The sequence below is a fragment of the Streptomyces stoeckheimensis genome, from assembly GCF_045822005.1.
Taxonomy (GTDB): domain Bacteria; phylum Actinomycetota; class Actinomycetes; order Streptomycetales; family Streptomycetaceae; genus Streptomyces; species Streptomyces stoeckheimensis.
In genome coordinates, this window is sequence record NZ_CP169550.1 from 4,670,166 (window position 1) to 4,686,644 (window position 16,479).

Genomic DNA, 16,479 nt, shown 5'->3' on the forward strand with positions numbered 1-16,479 from the left:
ACCGGTACGTGCGCAGAATCGCAGCATCCGTAGCCGCCGCAGCGCCGCAGCGCTCACCGGGAGGACGCTTTGCTGAGCACCATGCAGGACGTACCACTCCTCGTCACCCGCATACTGCAGCACGGGATGACGATCCACGGGAAGTCCCAGGTCACGACCTGGACCGGGGAGGCCGAGCCGCACCGTCGCAGCTTCGCCGAGATCGGGACCCGTGCCACGCGCCTGGCCAACGCCCTGCGCGACGAGCTGGGCGTCCGGCAGGACGACCGCGTCGCGACCCTGATGTGGAACAACGCCGAGCACGTCGAGGCGTACTTCGCGATCCCCTCCATGGGCGCCGTCCTGCACACGCTGAACCTGCGGCTCCCTCCCGAGCAGCTGGTCTTCATCGTCAACCACGCGGCCGACAAGGTCGTGCTGGTCAACGGGACCCTGCTGCCGCTGCTCGTCCCGCTCCTGCCGCACCTGCCGACCATCGAGCACGTCGTGGTCGCGGGCATCGGCGACCGCTCCGCGCTGGAGGGCCTCGGCGTGCGCGTGCACGAGTACGAGGAGCTCCTGGCGGGCCGCCAGGACACCTACGACTGGCCCGAGCTGGACGAGCGCCAGGCCGCGGCCATGTGCTACACCTCCGGCACCACCGGGGACCCGAAGGGCGTCAGCTACTCCCACCGCTCGATCTACCTGCACTCGATGCAGGTGAACATGACCGAGTCGATGGGCCTGACCAGCAAGGACACCAGTCTCGTCGTCGTCCCGCAGTTCCACGTCAATGCCTGGGGCCTGCCGCACGCCACCTTCATGACCGGCATCAACATGCTGATGCCGGACCGCTTCCTGCAGCCCGCCCCGCTCGCCGACATGATCGAGCGGGAGAAGCCGACCCACGCCGCGGCCGTCCCGACCCTCTGGCAGGGGCTGCTCGCCGAGGTCACCGCCAACCCGCGCGACCTCACCTCGATGAAGCAGGTCACCATCGGCGGCGCGGCCTGTCCGCCCGCCCTGATGGAGGCCTACGACCGGCTCGGCGTACGCCTCTGCCACGCCTGGGGGATGACCGAGACCTCCCCGCTGGGCACCATGGCCCACCCGCCGGCCGGTCTGACGGCCGAGGAGGAGTGGCCGTACCGCATCACCCAGGGCCGCTTCCCGGCGGGCGTCGAGGCCCGCCTGGTGGGCCCCGGCGGCGACATCCTGCCCTGGGACGGCGAGTCCGCGGGTGAGCTGGAGGTCCGCGGCAACTGGATCGCGAGCTCCTACTACGGCGGCGCGACCGGCGAACCGACCCGGCCCGAGGACAAGTTCAGCGCGGACGGCTGGCTCAAGACCGGCGACGTCGGCGTGATCAGCACCGACGGCTACCTGACCCTCACCGACCGGGCCAAGGACGTCATCAAGTCCGGCGGCGAGTGGATCTCCAGCGTGGAGCTGGAGAACGCGCTGATGGCCCACCCCGAGGTCGCCGAGGCGGCGGTCGTGGCCGTCCCCGACGAGAAGTGGGACGAGCGCCCGCTGGCCACCGTCGTCCTGAAGGAGGGGGCCACCGTGGACTACGTGGGGCTGCGCGCCTTCCTCGGCCAGACGATCGCCAAGTGGCAGCTGCCGGAGCGCTGGGCGATCGTCGAAGCGGTGCCGAAGACGAGCGTCGGCAAGTTCGACAAGAAGGTGATCCGCAAGCAGTACGCGGACGGTGTCCTCGACGTCACCAAGATCGACTGAGTCACCGGCTCCGCGGGGCTACTGGCCGCGCGTGAGCCAGGGCCGCAGCAGCTTGCTGATCGCGGGCATGGCCACGTAGGTCATCAGGGTGCTGAAGACGACGGCGAACGCGGCCGTCCGCAGCACGAAGTGCAGGTTCACCAGGTACGGCCCGAGCAGCGCGTTGCCCGCGAGCGAGATCGGGAAGATGGCCAGCCCCGAGCTGATCGCCATCTTCCACCGCGGCGGCGCGGGCCGGGCCGTACCCGGCTTCGCGAACCAGGTCTCCATGCCGTGCAGTTCGCGCCGGGCTATCTCGGTGTGGTGGTGCCCGAGGCAGTTGGAGAACCAGGCGGCGCGCTCGGCGGAGTCCTGCCACCGCTGGAAGGCCGCCTGGTTGCGGAACCGGTGGACCAGGAACCAGGGCCCGCCCTCGACGGCCGGGCGGAACAGGCCGTACCCCAGGTGATCCGGAAAGGCCGCGGCCGTCTCCAGGATCCCGTGGGCCCAGGCCTCGAAGTTCTCCTCGTGGCCCGGATCCACCTGTCGCGCGATGAGCAGGCTGACCTCCCCGTTGTCGGCGGGGACGGTCTGCTCGCTCGTGTCGATGATGGCCATGCGGCCAGAATGACTAGTTGGTGCCGATCTTGGCCAGCAGGTCCACGATGCGGCCCTGCACGTCCGCCGTCGTGGACCGCTCGGCGAGGAACAGCACGCTCTCGCCCGAGGCCAGCCGCGGCAGTTCGGACGGCTCGATCCCGGTGGCCGTGTAGACGACCAGCGGGGTGTGGTTCAACTGCCCGTTGGCGCGCAGCCAGTCCACGATCCCGGCCCGCCGACGGCGCACCTGCATCAGGTCCATCACCACCAGGTTCGGCCGCATCCGGGTCGCCAGCTCCACGGCGTCCGTATCCGCGTCGGCCCGCGCGACCTGCATGCCGCGCCGCTCCAGGGCGGCGGTCAGGGCGGTCGCGATCTCGTCGTGCTCCTCGATCAGCAGCACCCGGGAGGGGTGCTGCTCGCTGTCGCGCGGCGCGAGCGCCTTGAGCAGCACGGCCGGATCGGCGCCGTACGCGGCTTCGCGCGTGGCGTGCCCCAGCCCGGCCGTGACCAGCACGGGCACCTCGGCGGCCACCGCGGCCTGGCGCAGCGACTGCAGGGCGGTCCGGGTGATCGGCCCGGTCAGCGGGTCCACGAACAGCGCGGCGGGGAACGCGGCGATCTGCGCGTCGACCTCCTCGCGGGAGTGCACGATCACCGGGCGGTAGCCGCGGTCGCTGAGTGCGGCCTGCGTCTGTGCGTCCGGAGCCGGCCACACCAGGAGCCGGCGCGGGTTGTCCAGCGGCTCGGGCGGCAGCTCGTCGTCCACGGGACGCGGCACGGTCCGGTTGACCACCTCGACGGCGCCACCGGGCCCGTCCAGCGGCTCGGGGCCCTCGGCGGAGCCCTCTTCGGGTGCTCCTATGGCGAAGGCGCGGCCCTCGGGCGCGGGCTCCGCGAGGCGGCGCCGCCGGCCGGAGCCGTTGGTGTCGCCGGCCCCGCCGCCCTGGCCGAGGCTGCCCAGCGCGCGGACGCTGATCGGGGCCCCGGCGGCCTCCGCGGGGGTGTCCTGCGGCTGCCGGGCTCCGGGTACGGCGATCTGCCCGACGCCGTCCGAGTCCTCGGGGGCGGTACGGGCCGCCGGAACCGGCCAGGCCGGGGTGGCGGGCAGCGCACGCCGCCGCCCGGTGGGATGCGTCTCGGGGGCTACGGGGCCCTGAGCGCCCGCGTCCGGCCGCCCGGCGGCGGCTTCGGCGCCTTCGGGGCCGGTGCCGGGGGCTCCCAGCACCCGGCGCCCGCGCCGCCCGCCCGGGGCTTCCGCGTCGGCCTCGGCACCAGCGGCGGAGCCGGCCACGGCGGGGGCCTGCGGCGGCTGCGGAGCCGGCGTCGGGCCGGCGGGCAGCGCGAAGCCGCCCTCGGGGGCGATGGGCCGTACGGGAGCGGGGGAGGCCGGGGGCGGGGGCATCGGCACGGGCGTCGGCCCGAGCCCGGTCGCCGGCACGGGGCCGCCCGGCTGCGCCGGTCCCGCCGAGCCCAGGGCACGCCGCCGCCCGGCGGGGTGCTCCGTCAGCGGAACGGGGAGCCCCGGGAACGGGGGCACCGGCACGGGAGGCACCGGAACGGGCGGGAGCGCGGGCATGGCGGTGCCCTGCGGGGGCACGGGCCGCCCGGGGCCGCCCGGACGGTCGTTGCCGCCGGCGGCCGCGTCGCCGCCGCTGCCGTCGCCGTTCTGGCCGCGGCGCCGCCCGGTGCCGCTTCCGCCCAGGCCCGCCGGGTTCACGGGGGACTGGGCGAGCTCCGCGGGGGCGCCGTCGCCGGGCCGGGCCACGGCCGCGGCCTCGCCGCCCCTGCGCCGCCCGGACGGCAGCGCCAGAGCGCTCCCGCCGTCGGCGCCGTCAGTGCCGTCGGCGCGGTCCTGGCCCGCTTTCGCCATGCCCGTGCCGGGGCCGTTGCCGGCTCCCTTCCCGGTGGCGGCGTCGGCGCCCGCGTCGGCAGCGGAGTCGTCGTCGAGGAAGGCGTCCACGCCGCGCCGGGCCCGTCGGCCGCCGGAGACCTGCCCCGGGCCGCCCTCGGTCCCGGGCTCGGCCGGGGGAGCCTCCTCGGGCTCGGGCAGGGTGACCGTCCCGGCTCCCGCACCCAGCGGCAGTTCCAATACGTACGCGCCGCCGGGCGCGCCCGGCACCTCCACCGTCTGCAGCACACCGCCGTGCGCCTCCACGATGCCCCGCACGATCGGCTCGTGCACCGGGCTGCCGCCCTCGTACGGGCCGCGCACCTCGATCCGTACGACCTCGCCGCGCTGCGCGGCGGCCACCACGATCGTCGAGTCCATGTACCCGCTGCCCTGGCGGGTCTTGCCGGTGGCGTCCACCCCGGCGACGTCCGCGACCAGGTGCGCGAGGGCGGTCGAGATCCGCTCCGCGTCCACCTCGGCCTCGATCGTCGGGGCGTGCACGGCGAACTGCGCCCGCCCGGGGCCGATCAGCTCGACCGCGCCGTCGACACCGGCCGCGACGACCCCGTCGATCAGCACCTTCTTCTTGTCGAGCTTCTCGCCGCCCGCATCGAGCCGCTGGAAGGAGAGCACGTTGTCGACCAGCGTGGTCATCCGGGAGTAGCCGGCGGCCAGGTGGTGCAGGAGCTGGTTGGCCTCGGGCCACAGCTGGCCCGCGTCGTCGGCGGCCAGCGTGGCCAGCTCGCCGCGCAGTTCCTCCAGCGGTCCGCGCAGGGAGTCGCCGAGGACGGACAGCAGCTGGGCGTGGCGGGCGGCCAGCGCGTCGTAGGAACGCCGGTCGGTGAAGGTCATGACGGCGCCGACGAGCTGCTCCCCGTCCCGTACGGGAGAGGTGGTCAGGTCCACGGCGACGGGCTGCCCGGCCTTGTTCCACAGCACCTGGCCGCGGACCCGGTGCTTGCGTCCGCTGCGCAGGGTGTCGGCGAGCGGGGACTCCTCGAAGGGGAACGGCGAACCGTCGGCGCGCGAGTGCTGGACCAGCCCGTGCAGTTCGCGGTTGCCGAGGTCGGTGGCGCGGTAGCCGAGGATCTGGGCGGCGGCCGGATTGACCAGCACGACCCTGCCGTCGGTGTCCGTGCCGACGACGCCCTCGGCGGCAGCGCGCAGGATCATCTCGGTCTGCCGCTGGGAGCGGGCCAGCTCGGCCTCGGTGTCCACCGTCTGCGAGAGGTCCCGTACGACGAGCATCAGCAGCTCGTCGCCGGTGTACGAGGGCTGCGGCTCACGGTAGGCGTCACGGCCGTCGAGATGGGCGGCGGTGACCTCGACGGGGAACTCGCTGCCGTCGGTGCGGCGGGCGACCATCCGTTTCGGACGGGCGCGGCCGCCCTCGTCCTCGCCGGGCCGGCGCATGGAGCCGGGGATCAGCTTGGAGTCGAAATCGGGCAGGAGATCGAGCACGCCCCGGCCGACGAGCCCGGTACCGGGGCTCTCCATGACCTCGAGGGCGATCGAATTCGCGTTGACGACCGTGCCGTTGGCGTTGACGAGCAACAGCGCGTCCGGAAGAGCGTCGAGTATTGCTGCGAGGCGAGCAGCGCCTCGGGATGGCCTGCTGCTCACGACGAGCTTCCTCCCTGACCACAACTACCGGCATGTCACGGGAGGAGTCTAAGGGCACGGGCTCCCGGCGAGGGGGCGGATGGCCGGTGCATTCCGCCCGTCCGGCGCATCCTCCCAGGTCAGGAACGCCCTCGTGGAAGGACAGGTTCCAAGTCGTTCCACCGGCGGATCTCGCATCCGTTCGTCCGGCGGAACCGGGAGTCCACCCTCTGGCCGTCCCACGTTCCGGTGATCCGGGCGGTGGCGCGGCCGCCGTCCTGCATGGTGCACAGCTGATTCTTGGGCTCGGGAGCGAAGGGGTCCTTCCCCTCGCGCGCGAGGGCTTCGAGCCGGGCGCAGGCGTCCTGGGCCTGCGGGTGGTTACCGCCGGGCGGGTCGCACTCCAGCCGGTACTCGCCGTCCGCCCGCGGGTTGCCGGTGTCGGCCACGACGATGGTGAGCCGGTCGGGGGCGGCCAGCAGCCTGCTCAGGGGTGGCAGCGGGGGCAGGGGGCCCGCCGCCGCTGCGGCCAGAGCGGAGGTGACGGCGAAAGCGGCGAGACGCAGCATGGGGAACTCCAGGTCGTCCGTACGTCGTACGGACAGACCAACGACGGGGCGGCGCCGACGTTCCGCAGACGGGGGTGCTTAAGGCTTTGCTCTGCGGGCCGCCCTCCTTGTACCGTGGGAGCGGATTGGTGACCGGCCCCTGGCCTGTGTCATCATCTGCACGCACCCTCGTACGCGGGGGTGTGCTGGAGGCGTCGCCTAGTCCGGTCTATGGCGCCGCACTGCTAATGCGGTTTGGGGCTTACCCCCCATCGAGGGTTCAAATCCCTCCGCCTCCGCACTTCACGAAGCCCCGGTCCTTGCGGACCGGGGCTTCGGTGCGTTCGGGGTCAGTGCGGTGGCGGGACGCGGTGGCGGGATCTGCCCGCGCGGACACCCGGCAAGGACGCCCCGGCACCCAACCGGATGATCTTCTTTCAAGCCGTTTCCGCAGGTCAGAGTGGGTGGGGCTAATGGATTTCGCGTCCCGGCGAGGTCCATGTATTGTTGTTCTCGCAAGGCCAACGGGGCGCAAAACCCCGGCCAGCCAAGCACTCGTAGCTTAACGGATAGAGCATCTGACTACGGATCAGAAGGTTGCAGGTTCGAATCCTGCCGAGTGCACAGCCCAAGAGGCCCCCCGGTTCACCGGGGGGTCTCTTGCGTTGTCCTCTTTCTTTCATCCTTCTCATCGTTCTCCTCCTCAGTGATGACGCCTGGCTCCGGGGCGTTAGGGGATGAGATGGCTCTGCCGGGGGACGCGGGGTGAGGACGGGCGCCGCTACGGTTTCTTGGAGATCGACTCATCGGAGATCGGTTCACCGGGAAAGCAGGGGGAGCTCACATGGGACTGTTCGGGAACGCGCACGCCGTGGATCCTGCGTCGGCGCACCGCGAGTACGCGCGGCTGCTGGGGCAGGGGGAGCAGGTGCACGCCGCCTATCTGCTGATCCGCGACACGATCCTGTTCACCGACCGGCGGCTCGTGCTCATCGACAAGCAGGGGCTCACGGGCAAGAAGGTGGAGTACCACTCGATCCCCTACCGGAGCATCACGCACTTCTCCGTGGAGACCGCCGGCCACTTCGACCTGGACGCGGAGCTGAAGATATGGCTCTCGGGGAGCTCGACGCCGATAGCGAAGACCTTCACCAAGGGCGTCGACATCTATGAGGTCCAGGCGATCCTGACGCAGTTCGTCGCCCGCTAGCCGGTCCGGACGTCAGAGGAAGACGGGGAGGGGCCGAATGCTGTTCGGCCCCGGGGGGTGATTTCAGGATCAGGTAGCGTCTCCGCGAGGGCGTGCAGGGACGTGGGAGGAAGTTCGGTGGACGACATCGACCGGGCGCTGATCCAGCGCCTTCAGGAGGACGCGGGCCAGCCGTACGCGGCGCTGGCGGCCTCCGTCGGGCTCTCCGCGGGAGCCACCCACGAGCGCGTGCGCAAACTGCGCGAGCGGGGGGTCATCCGGCGGACCACGGTCGAGGTGGATCCGGCGGCCGTGGGCAGCGGGGTGCTGGCCTACGTGATGGTCGATTCCACGGCCTGGATGGGTGACTCGCGCGCCGCCTTCGAGGGCATCGCGGAGATCCAGGAGGCGCACATCATCGCCGGCAGCGCCTCGGTCATGGTCAAGGTCCGCACGGCCACCACCGAGCAGCTGCAGGACGTCCTGCGCCGCCTCTACGCCATCGACGGTGTCAGCGGCACGCAGGCCACCGTCGTCCTGGAGACCTTCTTCGAGCGACCGCTTCCCCTGTGACCTGGTGGTGCACCGGCCTCCGGTGGAGTGATGGCCGGCCCGCCATGGGCTGGTACGGGCGGGGGCCGGGACGGGGAGAGCGCACCAGCCTCCTCGCGTACGGACAGCCGCTCGCCTTCGCGGCCCGGGGCGAGCGCCACTGCCTCGGCATCCGGCGGGCCGGACGGCGGACGCCGTGCCCGACGGAGCGGACCGTGCCCGGCCGGACCGGGAACGCCCAGTGCCCCGAGTGCGCGGGCCTGGACCGTTCCTTCTCGGTGGCGGCCGACACCAACGCCGGTGATCCGCGTACCTACCGGGTGTACCTCGCATTGTTCGGGGCCGGGCTGGTCAAGGTCGGGATCACCGCCGAGGAGCGCGGGTCCGTCCGGCTGCTGGAGCAAGGGGCGGTCGCCTGGGCCTGGCTGGGGCGCGGGCCGCTGATGGCCACCCGACGGACCGAGGAACTGCTGCGGGCGGCTCTCGGGGTGCCCGACCGGATCGCCTATGCCCGTAAGCGGTCCGTGCGGGGAGACGTGCCGCCGGGGCCCGAGCGGGCGGCGGAGGTGGCGGCACTGCACGCACGGGCGGTCACGCTGGAGGGGTGGCCGGAGTCGCTGGAGAGGCTGGAGTGCGAGGTGACCGACCACGCCGGGGTGTTCGGGCTCGACGCACTGCCCGTCCCTGCCCGGGTGATCACCGAGATGGTGCCCGGCGGGACCGTCACCGGCCGGCTCGTCGGCGCGGCCGGGCCCGATCTGCACTTCGCCGACGGGCTGGTGGTGGACACCCGGCTGCTCGCGGGGTGGGAGCTGGTGGCGCCCGGGGAGGGCGGCGTCACCGATGTGCCCGTCGCAGGGATCCCGGCCGACGGCCGGGACACCGGGGCCGCGCAGGACGGGCTGTTCTGACCGGGAGGGGAGCCCGGCCTGATCCGAAGGACACCCCCTAGGTCAAAACTTGGATCCCTTTGGCCGTCCGGGCCGTTTTCCGGTGGACATGCCACGTACCGGCCGCAGAGGGTGGTGGGCATGACCATTCAGCCCGTACAGGCCTTCGAACCGCCTTATGTCATCAGTGTGTTCACCAGCGTCCGGACCGCCGAGGACGGCGGCTACCCCGAGACGCTCGAGCGGATGACCGAGCTCGTCAGCGGCAATCCGGGGTTCCTCGGCTACGAGTCCGCTCGGACGCCCGGCGGGCTCGGCATCACCGTCGCCTACTTCCGCGACCACGAGTCCCTCGCCCTCTGGCGCAAGGACATGGAGCACCAGGCGGCGATGAAGCAGGGCCGCGCCGACTGGTACGAGAGCTACACGCTGCACATCGCGACGGTCGAGCGGAGCCACGGTTTTGTCCGCGAAGACGGCTGAGGCCGTCCGGGCGTTCCGGGAACGGCTCGGGGTGCCCGGGCTGGTCGACGTACACACGCACTTCATGCCGGAGCGGGTCCTGGACAAGGTGTGGGACTACTTCGACGCCGTGGGACCGCTGACCGGCGTCGAGTGGCCCATCACCTACCGGCACGAGGAAGAGCAGCGGGTCGCGCTGCTGCGGGAGTTCGGGGTCCGGGCGTTCACCGCCATGCTCTACCCGCACAAGCCGGCCATGGCCGCCTGGCTCAATTCCTGGTCCGCCGACTTCGCCGCGCGCACCCCCGACTGCCTGCACACCGCGACCTTCTTCCCGGAGGACGGGGTGCGGGAATACGTCGGCCAGGCCGTCGCGGCGGGGGCCCGGGTCTTCAAGGCCCACCTCCAGGTGGGCGGCTACGACCCCACCGACGACCGGCTCGACCCGGTCTGGGGGCTCCTCGCCGAGGCCGGGATCCCGACGGTCGTGCACTGCGGCTCGGGGCCCGTCCCGGGGAAGCACACCGGGCCCGAGCCGATCGCCCGGCTGCTGGCCCGCCACCCGCGGCTGCCGCTGATCGTCGCGCACATGGGGATGCCGGAGTACGCCGACTTCCTCGACCTCGCCGACCGGTACTCCGAGGTCCGCCTCGACACCACCATGGCCTTCACCGACTTCTCGGAGCAGTTCAGCGGCTTCCCGCCGCAGGACCGAGGCCGCCTCGCCGACCTCGGCGACCGGATCCTGCTGGGCACCGACTTCCCGAACATCCCCTACCCCTACGAGCACCAGCTCGAGGCCCTGGAGCGCCTGGGCCTCGGCGACCCCTGGCTGCGCGCCGTCTGCCACGACAACGCAGCCCGGCTCTTCCGCCTGACCTGAGGGGCGGAGGGGTTTCTCAGGGAATTCACAGCTTCAGGCAAGAGCGCTCTCACGGGCGGCGGCCAGCGTGTACGCATGACTGCGACGACCACTTCCCACGCGTCCACGTCCACCGGCAACCACACGGCCCTCGTCCGGCCCGACGGGACCCCGTGCCGGGTCCTCGTCGTGGACGACGAGGCCGCCCTCTCCGAGCTGCTCTCCATGGCCCTGCGCTACGAGGGCTGCGAGGTCCGCAGCGCGGGCGACGGTGCGGCTGCGGTGCGCGCGGCACGGGAGTTCCGGCCCGACGTCGTCCTGCTCGACATCATGCTCCCCGACATGGACGGACTGGCCGTCCTGGGCCGTCTGCGCAGGGAGCTCCCGCAGGTCCCGGTGCTGTTCCTGACCGCGAAGGACTCGGTCGAGGACCGCATCGCGGGTCTGACGGCCGGCGGCGACGACTACGTCACCAAGCCCTTCAGCCTGGAGGAGGTCGTCGCCCGGCTGCGCGGCCTGGTCCGGCGCTCCGGTGCGGCGCAGGCCGCGCGCGGCGGGTCGGTGCTGGAGGTCGGCGACCTGCGGCTCGACGAGGACAGCCACGAGGTGACCCGGGGCGGTCAGGACGTCCACCTGACCGCGACCGAGTTCGAGCTGCTGCGCTACCTGATGCGCAACCCGCGCCGGGTGCTGAGCAAGGCGCAGATCCTGGACCGCGTGTGGTCGTACGACTTCGGCGGTCAGGCCAACGTCGTCGAGCTGTACATCTCCTACCTGCGGCGCAAGCTGGAGGGTGGTACCGGCCTTCCGCCGATGATCCACACCCGTCGTGGCGCCGGCTACCTGATCAAGCCGGCCGACTAGTGGCCGCCGGAGAGCCCCGGCGCACCCGCCGTCCCCGCCGTCCCCGCCGGCCGGGCCGCCCCGGGCGCCCCTCCGGCCCCCGCCGCCCCCGGTGGAGCCGGCGGCCCTGGTCGCTGCGGACCCGGCTCGTCGTCTCGGCGGTGGCCCTCATCGCCGTCGTCGGCGCGGCCATCAGCACCGTCACCACCGTCGCGCTGCGCTCGTACCTGGTCGACAAGGTCGACGAACAGCTGCGCGTCTCCGTCGAGATGGCGAGCCGCCCCGGCGCGGGCAAGTTCCCCCGGGAGAACAACAACCTCGGCGTCGTCATGGGACCCGGATCCCCGCTGGGGGCCGTCGGGGTCCGCTTCGACGCCGCGGGCAAGGCGGTCGAGAGCGTCCGCAGCCAGCGCAGCGCCGCCGTCGGCGGGTCCGGGTCCGGATCCGGACCCGGCGCCCACCCGCCCCTCACCCCGGACCAGACCTCCGTCCTCGCCGGGGCCGCGCAGAAGGCAGCCGACCGCAGTCCGGGCGACCCGGTCGAACTGCAGCTGCCCGGACTCGGCCGCTACCGGGTGCTGGCTTCGCCCGTCGGCAACGTCGGCAACGTCGGCAGTGCCGGCGGCAGCGTCGGCAGCGTCGTGCTCGGGTTCCCGCTCGCCGAGGCCGACTCCACCGTGCACACCCTGATCGCGGTCGAGGTCTTCGTCACCCTCGCCGGGCTGATCGCCGCCTCCCTCGCCGGACAGGTCCTGGTCGGTGTCGCCCTGCGCCCGCTGCGCCGGGTCGCCGCCACCGCCACCCGGGTCTCCGAACTCACCCTGCACAGCGGCGAGCCCGCCCTCCACGAGCGGGTTCCCGACGCCGAGGCCGACCCCCGTACCGAGGTCGGACAGGTGGGCGCGGCCCTCAACCGGATGCTGGGCCACGTCTCCTCGGCGCTGACCGCGCGCCAGCAGAGCGAGACCCGGGTACGGCAGTTCGTCGCCGACGCCAGCCACGAACTGCGCACCCCACTGGCCTCGATCCGCGGGTACGCCGAACTGACCCGCCGGGGCCGCGAGGAGCCGGGCCCCGACACCCGGCACGCCCTCGGGCGGATCGAGTCCGAAGCCACCCGGATGACGGGTCTGGTGGAGGACCTGCTGCTGCTGGCCCGGCTCGACGCGGGCCGCCCGCTGTCCACGTGCGACACCGATCTGGCCCCGCTGGTCGTGGACGCCGTCAGTGATGCCCGGGCCGCCGGTCACGACCACCACTGGCGCCTGGAACTCCCCGAGGATCCGGCGCCCGTCCACGCCGACCCGGCGCGGATCCAGCAGGTGCTGGTGAACCTGTTGGCCAACGCCCGGACGCACACCCCGCCCGGCACCACCGTCACGGCGCATGTTTCACGTGAAACATCCGCCGTCCGCCTCCGGATCGAGGACGACGGCCCCGGCATCCCGCCCGAGCTGCTGCCCCACGTCTTCGAGCGCTTCGCCCGAGGCGACGCCTCCCGCTCCCGTTCGGCGGGCTCCACCGGCCTCGGCCTGGCCATCGTGGCCGCCGTGGTCTCGGCCCACGGCGGCCACGTCGACGTCCGCAGCGCCCCCGGTCACACCTCCTTCGAGGTCCTGCTGCCGCTGGCCGAACCGGCGCCCCGCCACGCCTCCTCCGACGCGTCCGCCGCCGCGCAGCCGCACTCACAGACGGGCCACAGGGTCAGCACACAGCGGTGACAGCCCGGCCGGGGAGGGTCGGGTCATGCCTACCGACACCTCTCCCGGAGCGCTCCCGGTACGGGCGCCCCTCGCGCCCGTACCGGGTGAGCCCGTCCTCGACGTGGTGATCCCGGTCTTCAACGAGGAGACGGACCTCGGCCCCTGCGTGCGCAGGCTCCACGAGCACCTCACCCGGACCTTCCCGTACCCCTTCCGCATCACCATCGCCGACAACGCGAGCACCGACCGCACCCCCGAGGTCGCGGCCGCCCTCGCCGCCTCCGTGGCCGGAGTGCGCAGCACCCGGCTGGAGCAGAAGGGCCGCGGCCGGGCCCTGCGCACCGTGTGGGGGGAGTCGGACGCGCCCGTCCTGGCGTACATGGACGTGGACCTCTCCACCGACCTCAACGCCCTGCTGCCGCTGGTCGCCCCGCTGATCTCCGGCCACTCCGACCTCGCCATCGGCACCCGCCTGGCCCGTTCCTCGCGGGTGGTCAGGGGAGCGAAGCGGGAGTTCATCTCCCGCGCCTACAACCTGCTCCTGCGCTCCTCGCTCTCCGCCCGCTTCAGCGACGCCCAGTGCGGCTTCAAGGCGATCCGCGGCGAGGTCGCGACCCGGCTGCTGCCGCTCGTGGAGGACTCCGGCTGGTTCTTCGACACCGAGCTGCTCGTCCTCGCCGAGCGGGCCGGGCTCCGGATCCACGAGGTCCCGGTGGACTGGGTCGACGACCCCGATTCCACCGTGCACATCGCCCGCACCGCCGCCGAGGACCTCAAGGGCGTCTGGCGCGTGGGCCGGGCGCTGGCCGTCGGCGCGCTCCCGCTGGACCGGCTCGCCCGCCCCTTCGGGGACGACCCGCGCGACCGCACCGCCCTGCCCGGTGTGCCGCGCGGGCTGGCCCGCCAGCTCCTGGGCTTCTGCGCGGTCGGAGCCCTGTCCACCCTCCTCTACCTGCTCCTCTACTCCGCGGCCCGGACCGGCGCGGGCCCCCAGCTCGCCAACGCCGCCGCGCTGCTGCTCTCCGCCGTCGCCAACACCGCCGCCAACCGCCGGCTCACCTTCGGCGTCCGGGGCCGGGCCCGCGCCGTGCGCCACCAGGCGCAGGGGCTCGTGGTGTTCGCCATCGGACTGGCCCTGACCAGCGGATCGCTCGCCGCCCTCGGGGCCGCCAACGCCACACCGGGGCACGGCACCGAGCTGGCCGTCCTGATCACCGCCAACCTCGCCGCCACCGTGCTGCGGTTCCTGCTCTTCCGTGCCTGGGTCTTCCCCGAACGGCGCGCCACTCCCGCGAAGGACCACTCCTGATGACCACGGCAGCGCTACCGCTCCACCCGCCCTCCCCGGCCGCCCCGTCCCACAGGGCGGCCCGGGCACACGCCGCGCGGCCCGGCTGGGAACGCCCGGCCTTCCTCGGGCTGCTCCTCGCCACCGCCGTCCTGCTGCTGTGGGACCTCGGGGCCTCGGGCTACGCCAACTCCTTCTACTCCGCCGCGGTCCAGGCGGGCGGCGAGAGCTGGAAGGCCTTCTTCTTCGGCTCCTCCGACGCCGGGAACTCCATCACCGTCGACAAACCACCGGCCGCGCTGTGGCCCATGATGCTGTCCGTCCGGCTCTTCGGGCTCGGCGCCTGGCAGATCCTCGTCCCGCAGGCCCTCATGGGCGTCGGAACGACCGCCGTGCTGTACGCCGCAGTACGCCGTCAGTTCGGCCCGGTGGCGGCCCTGATCAGCGGAGCCGTCTTCGCGCTCACGCCCGTGGCCGCGCTGATGTTCCGCTTCAACAACCCCGACGCGCTGCTGACCCTGCTGATGACCGTCACCGTGTACTGCGTGCTCCGGGCCCTCGACGGGGCGCACACCAAGTGGCTCGTCTGGGCCGGGGTCGCGGTCGGCTTCGCCTTCCTGACCAAGACCCTGCAGGCCTTCGTCATCCTGCCGCCCCTCGCCCTGCTGTACGCGGTCTGCGCGCCGACCGCGCTGCGCAGGCGCCTCGGACAACTGCTGCTCTCCACCCTCGCGATGGTGGTGGCCGGCGGCTGGTGGGTGGCGGTCGTCGAACTGTGGCCCGCCTCCTCCCGCCCGTACATCGGGGGCTCGCAGAACAACTCCTTCCTGGAACTGACCCTCGGCTACAACGGCCTCGGCCGGATCAACGGCGAGGAGACCGGCAGCGTCGGAGGCGGCGGCCGCACGGCTGCCGAGGGCATGGCCGGCGGCCCCGGTGGCGGCGGCGGAGGCGGCATGAGCTGGGGAGAGACCGGCATCGACCGGATGTTCTCCTCCAACATCGGCGGTCAGATCGGCTGGCTGCTGCCCGCCGCGCTGATCCTGCTCGTCGCGGGCCTCGTGGTCACCTGGCGGGCCCGCCGGGCCACCGACTCGTTGGAGGGCATGGCCCGCGCGGCCTTCCTGGCCTGGGGCGGGGCGCTGCTGATCACCGCGGTGGTCTTCAGCTTCATGCAGGGCATCTTCCACGAGTACTACACCGTCGCGCTGGCCCCCTACATCGCCGCCCTGGTCGGCATGGGAATCGCCGTCCTCTGGGAGGAGCGGGGCAGCCGGGCCGCCTCCCTCACGCTCTCGGGGACCCTCGCACTCACGTCGTACTGGGCCTTCGTGTTGCTCGGTCGCTCCGCGGAGTACGTGCCGTGGTTGCGCTGGCTGGTCCTCGCCGTCGGACTCGGCACGGCCCTGCTGCTGCCGTTCACCGCGCGGCTGGGCCGCCGCACCGCACTCGGCGTGGCGGCAGTCGGCCTGGGCGTGGCCCTGGCCGGACCCCTCGCGTACTGCCTGAGCACGGTGAGCACCCCGCACACGGGCTCGATCGTCACGGCGGGCCCCGCGGTCGCGGGCGGCCGGGGCGGCCCCGGCGGCGCGATGCGCGGCTTCGAGATGCCGGGCGGGGGCGGGACGCCCGGCGGCGGAGCCGCACCGCAGGGCATGCCCCCGGGCGCCACCGCCCAGGGCGGCCAGGCCCCGGGCGGCGGCCAGGCTCCGGGCGGCCAGGCCCCGGGCGGCGGCCAGGCTCCCGGCGGCAGCCGGCCCGCCGACGACGGCCGGAGCACCCGGACAGGTGGCGGCCCCGGCGGAGGCGCCATGGGCGGCCTGCTCGGCGGGACGAAGACCAGCGCCGAGGCCACGGCCGCGCTGCGCGCCGACGCGGACCGGTACACCTGGGCGGCGGCCGCCATCGGCTCGCAGAACGCGGCGAGTTACCAGCTGGCTTCGGAGCAGCCGGTGATGGCCCTCGGCGGCTTCAACGGCAGCGACCCCTCGCCGACCCTGGAGCAGTTCAAGGAGTACGTCAGCGCCGGGAAGATCCACTACTTCATCGGCCAGAGCGACGCGGGAGCCGATGGGGCCGCAGACGGCGGCGAAACGGGCGGCGGCGCGGAGACCCGCACCCTGGTCCGCGTCGGGGGCGGCCCCGGCGGGGGCGTGAGCAGTTCCATCGAGACCTGGGTCAAGGCCAACTTCAAGGCCTCCACCATCGGCGGAGCCACCTTCTACGACCTCACCGCACCGACCTCACAGGCGTCTTGAGTGCCACCGGATCCGGCCCGATCGGCACGACACCCCCTAGCATCAAGGGGGCGGACCGGGCATTCCGGGCCGGTCCCGTGCGTGTGAGGA

At 73.2% G+C, this 16,479-nt stretch carries 13 protein-coding genes and 2 tRNA genes; 12 read left to right on the forward strand and 3 right to left on the reverse strand.

Annotated features, from left to right (window positions below; translation table 11 throughout):
• Nucleotides 1-69: 69 nt before the first annotated feature.
• Nucleotides 70-1,719 carry a long-chain fatty acid--CoA ligase gene (locus ACE1OC_RS21180; protein ID WP_407838316.1) on the forward strand — a complete coding sequence of 550 codons (1,650 nt, stop codon included), beginning with the start codon at nt 70-72 and terminating at the stop codon, nt 1,717-1,719.
• A gap of 18 nt (nt 1,720-1,737) precedes the next feature.
• Here ACE1OC_RS21180 and ACE1OC_RS21185 read toward each other — a convergent pair whose 3' ends face one another.
• The 3 genes from ACE1OC_RS21185 to ACE1OC_RS21195 all read right to left on the reverse strand — a co-directional run bounded on the left by ACE1OC_RS21185 (nt 1,738) and on the right by ACE1OC_RS21195 (nt 6,363).
• Nucleotides 1,738-2,316, reverse strand: a complete 579-nt coding sequence (locus ACE1OC_RS21185) for an antibiotic biosynthesis monooxygenase (RefSeq protein WP_266956816.1) — start codon at nt 2,314-2,316, stop codon at nt 1,738-1,740.
• Between the two features lie 13 nt (nt 2,317-2,329).
• Nucleotides 2,330-5,815 carry a PAS domain-containing protein gene (locus ACE1OC_RS21190; RefSeq protein ID WP_407838317.1) on the reverse strand — a complete coding sequence of 1,162 codons (3,486 nt, stop codon included), beginning with the start codon at nt 5,813-5,815 and terminating at the stop codon, nt 2,330-2,332.
• A 119-nt stretch (nt 5,816-5,934) separates the two neighbouring features.
• Nucleotides 5,935-6,363, reverse strand: coding sequence for an SSI family serine proteinase inhibitor (locus ACE1OC_RS21195; protein ID WP_407838318.1), 429 nt, complete (start codon nt 6,361-6,363; stop codon nt 5,935-5,937).
• 187 nt (nt 6,364-6,550) lie between these two features.
• Between ACE1OC_RS21195 and ACE1OC_RS21200 the strand changes: the two genes are divergently transcribed.
• From ACE1OC_RS21200 to ACE1OC_RS21250, 11 genes are all read left to right on the forward strand, one after another.
• Nucleotides 6,551-6,641: transfer RNA gene (locus ACE1OC_RS21200), tRNA-Ser, on the forward strand.
• Between the two features lie 252 nt (nt 6,642-6,893).
• Nucleotides 6,894-6,966 (forward strand) — tRNA-Arg (locus ACE1OC_RS21205).
• Between the two features lie 220 nt (nt 6,967-7,186).
• Entirely contained in the window at nt 7,187-7,552 is a 366-nt protein-coding gene (locus ACE1OC_RS21210; protein WP_250738536.1) for a PH domain-containing protein, read from the forward strand.
• 117 nt (nt 7,553-7,669) lie between these two features.
• Entirely contained in the window at nt 7,670-8,104 is a 435-nt protein-coding gene (locus tag ACE1OC_RS21215; RefSeq protein WP_250738535.1) for an Lrp/AsnC family transcriptional regulator, read from the forward strand.
• A gap of 44 nt (nt 8,105-8,148) precedes the next feature.
• Nucleotides 8,149-8,994, forward strand: coding sequence for a DUF2797 domain-containing protein (locus ACE1OC_RS21220; protein WP_407838319.1), 846 nt, complete (start codon nt 8,149-8,151; stop codon nt 8,992-8,994).
• Between the two features lie 120 nt (nt 8,995-9,114).
• On the forward strand, nt 9,115-9,456 hold the full coding sequence (locus ACE1OC_RS21225; RefSeq protein ID WP_407838320.1) for an antibiotic biosynthesis monooxygenase family protein: 342 nt from the start codon (nt 9,115-9,117) through the stop codon (nt 9,454-9,456).
• Nucleotides 9,437-10,318: an amidohydrolase family protein gene (locus ACE1OC_RS21230; RefSeq protein WP_407838321.1), complete on the forward strand. Its 882-nt coding sequence runs from the start codon at nt 9,437-9,439 to the stop codon at nt 10,316-10,318. The genes ACE1OC_RS21225 and ACE1OC_RS21230 overlap by 20 nt, the downstream gene beginning before the upstream one ends.
• Nucleotides 10,319-10,393: 75 nt before the next feature.
• A complete protein-coding gene (locus ACE1OC_RS21235) occupies nt 10,394-11,161 on the forward strand; it encodes a response regulator transcription factor (protein ID WP_407838322.1) in 768 nt (255 codons plus the stop codon).
• A gap of 140 nt (nt 11,162-11,301) precedes the next feature.
• Nucleotides 11,302-12,861, forward strand: coding sequence for a sensor histidine kinase (locus ACE1OC_RS21240; protein WP_407838323.1), 1,560 nt, complete (start codon nt 11,302-11,304; stop codon nt 12,859-12,861).
• A gap of 25 nt (nt 12,862-12,886) precedes the next feature.
• Complete coding sequence (locus ACE1OC_RS21245) at nt 12,887-14,152, forward strand: glycosyltransferase (protein WP_407838324.1); 1,266 nt, start codon at nt 12,887-12,889, stop codon at nt 14,150-14,152.
• The gene (locus ACE1OC_RS21250; protein WP_407838325.1) at nt 14,152-16,389 is read left to right on the forward strand and encodes an ArnT family glycosyltransferase; all 2,238 of its coding nucleotides are present in this window, start codon (nt 14,152-14,154) and stop codon (nt 16,387-16,389) included. Before ACE1OC_RS21245 ends, ACE1OC_RS21250 begins: the two co-directional genes overlap by 1 nt.
• The last annotated feature ends 90 nt before the right edge of the window (nt 16,390-16,479 follow it).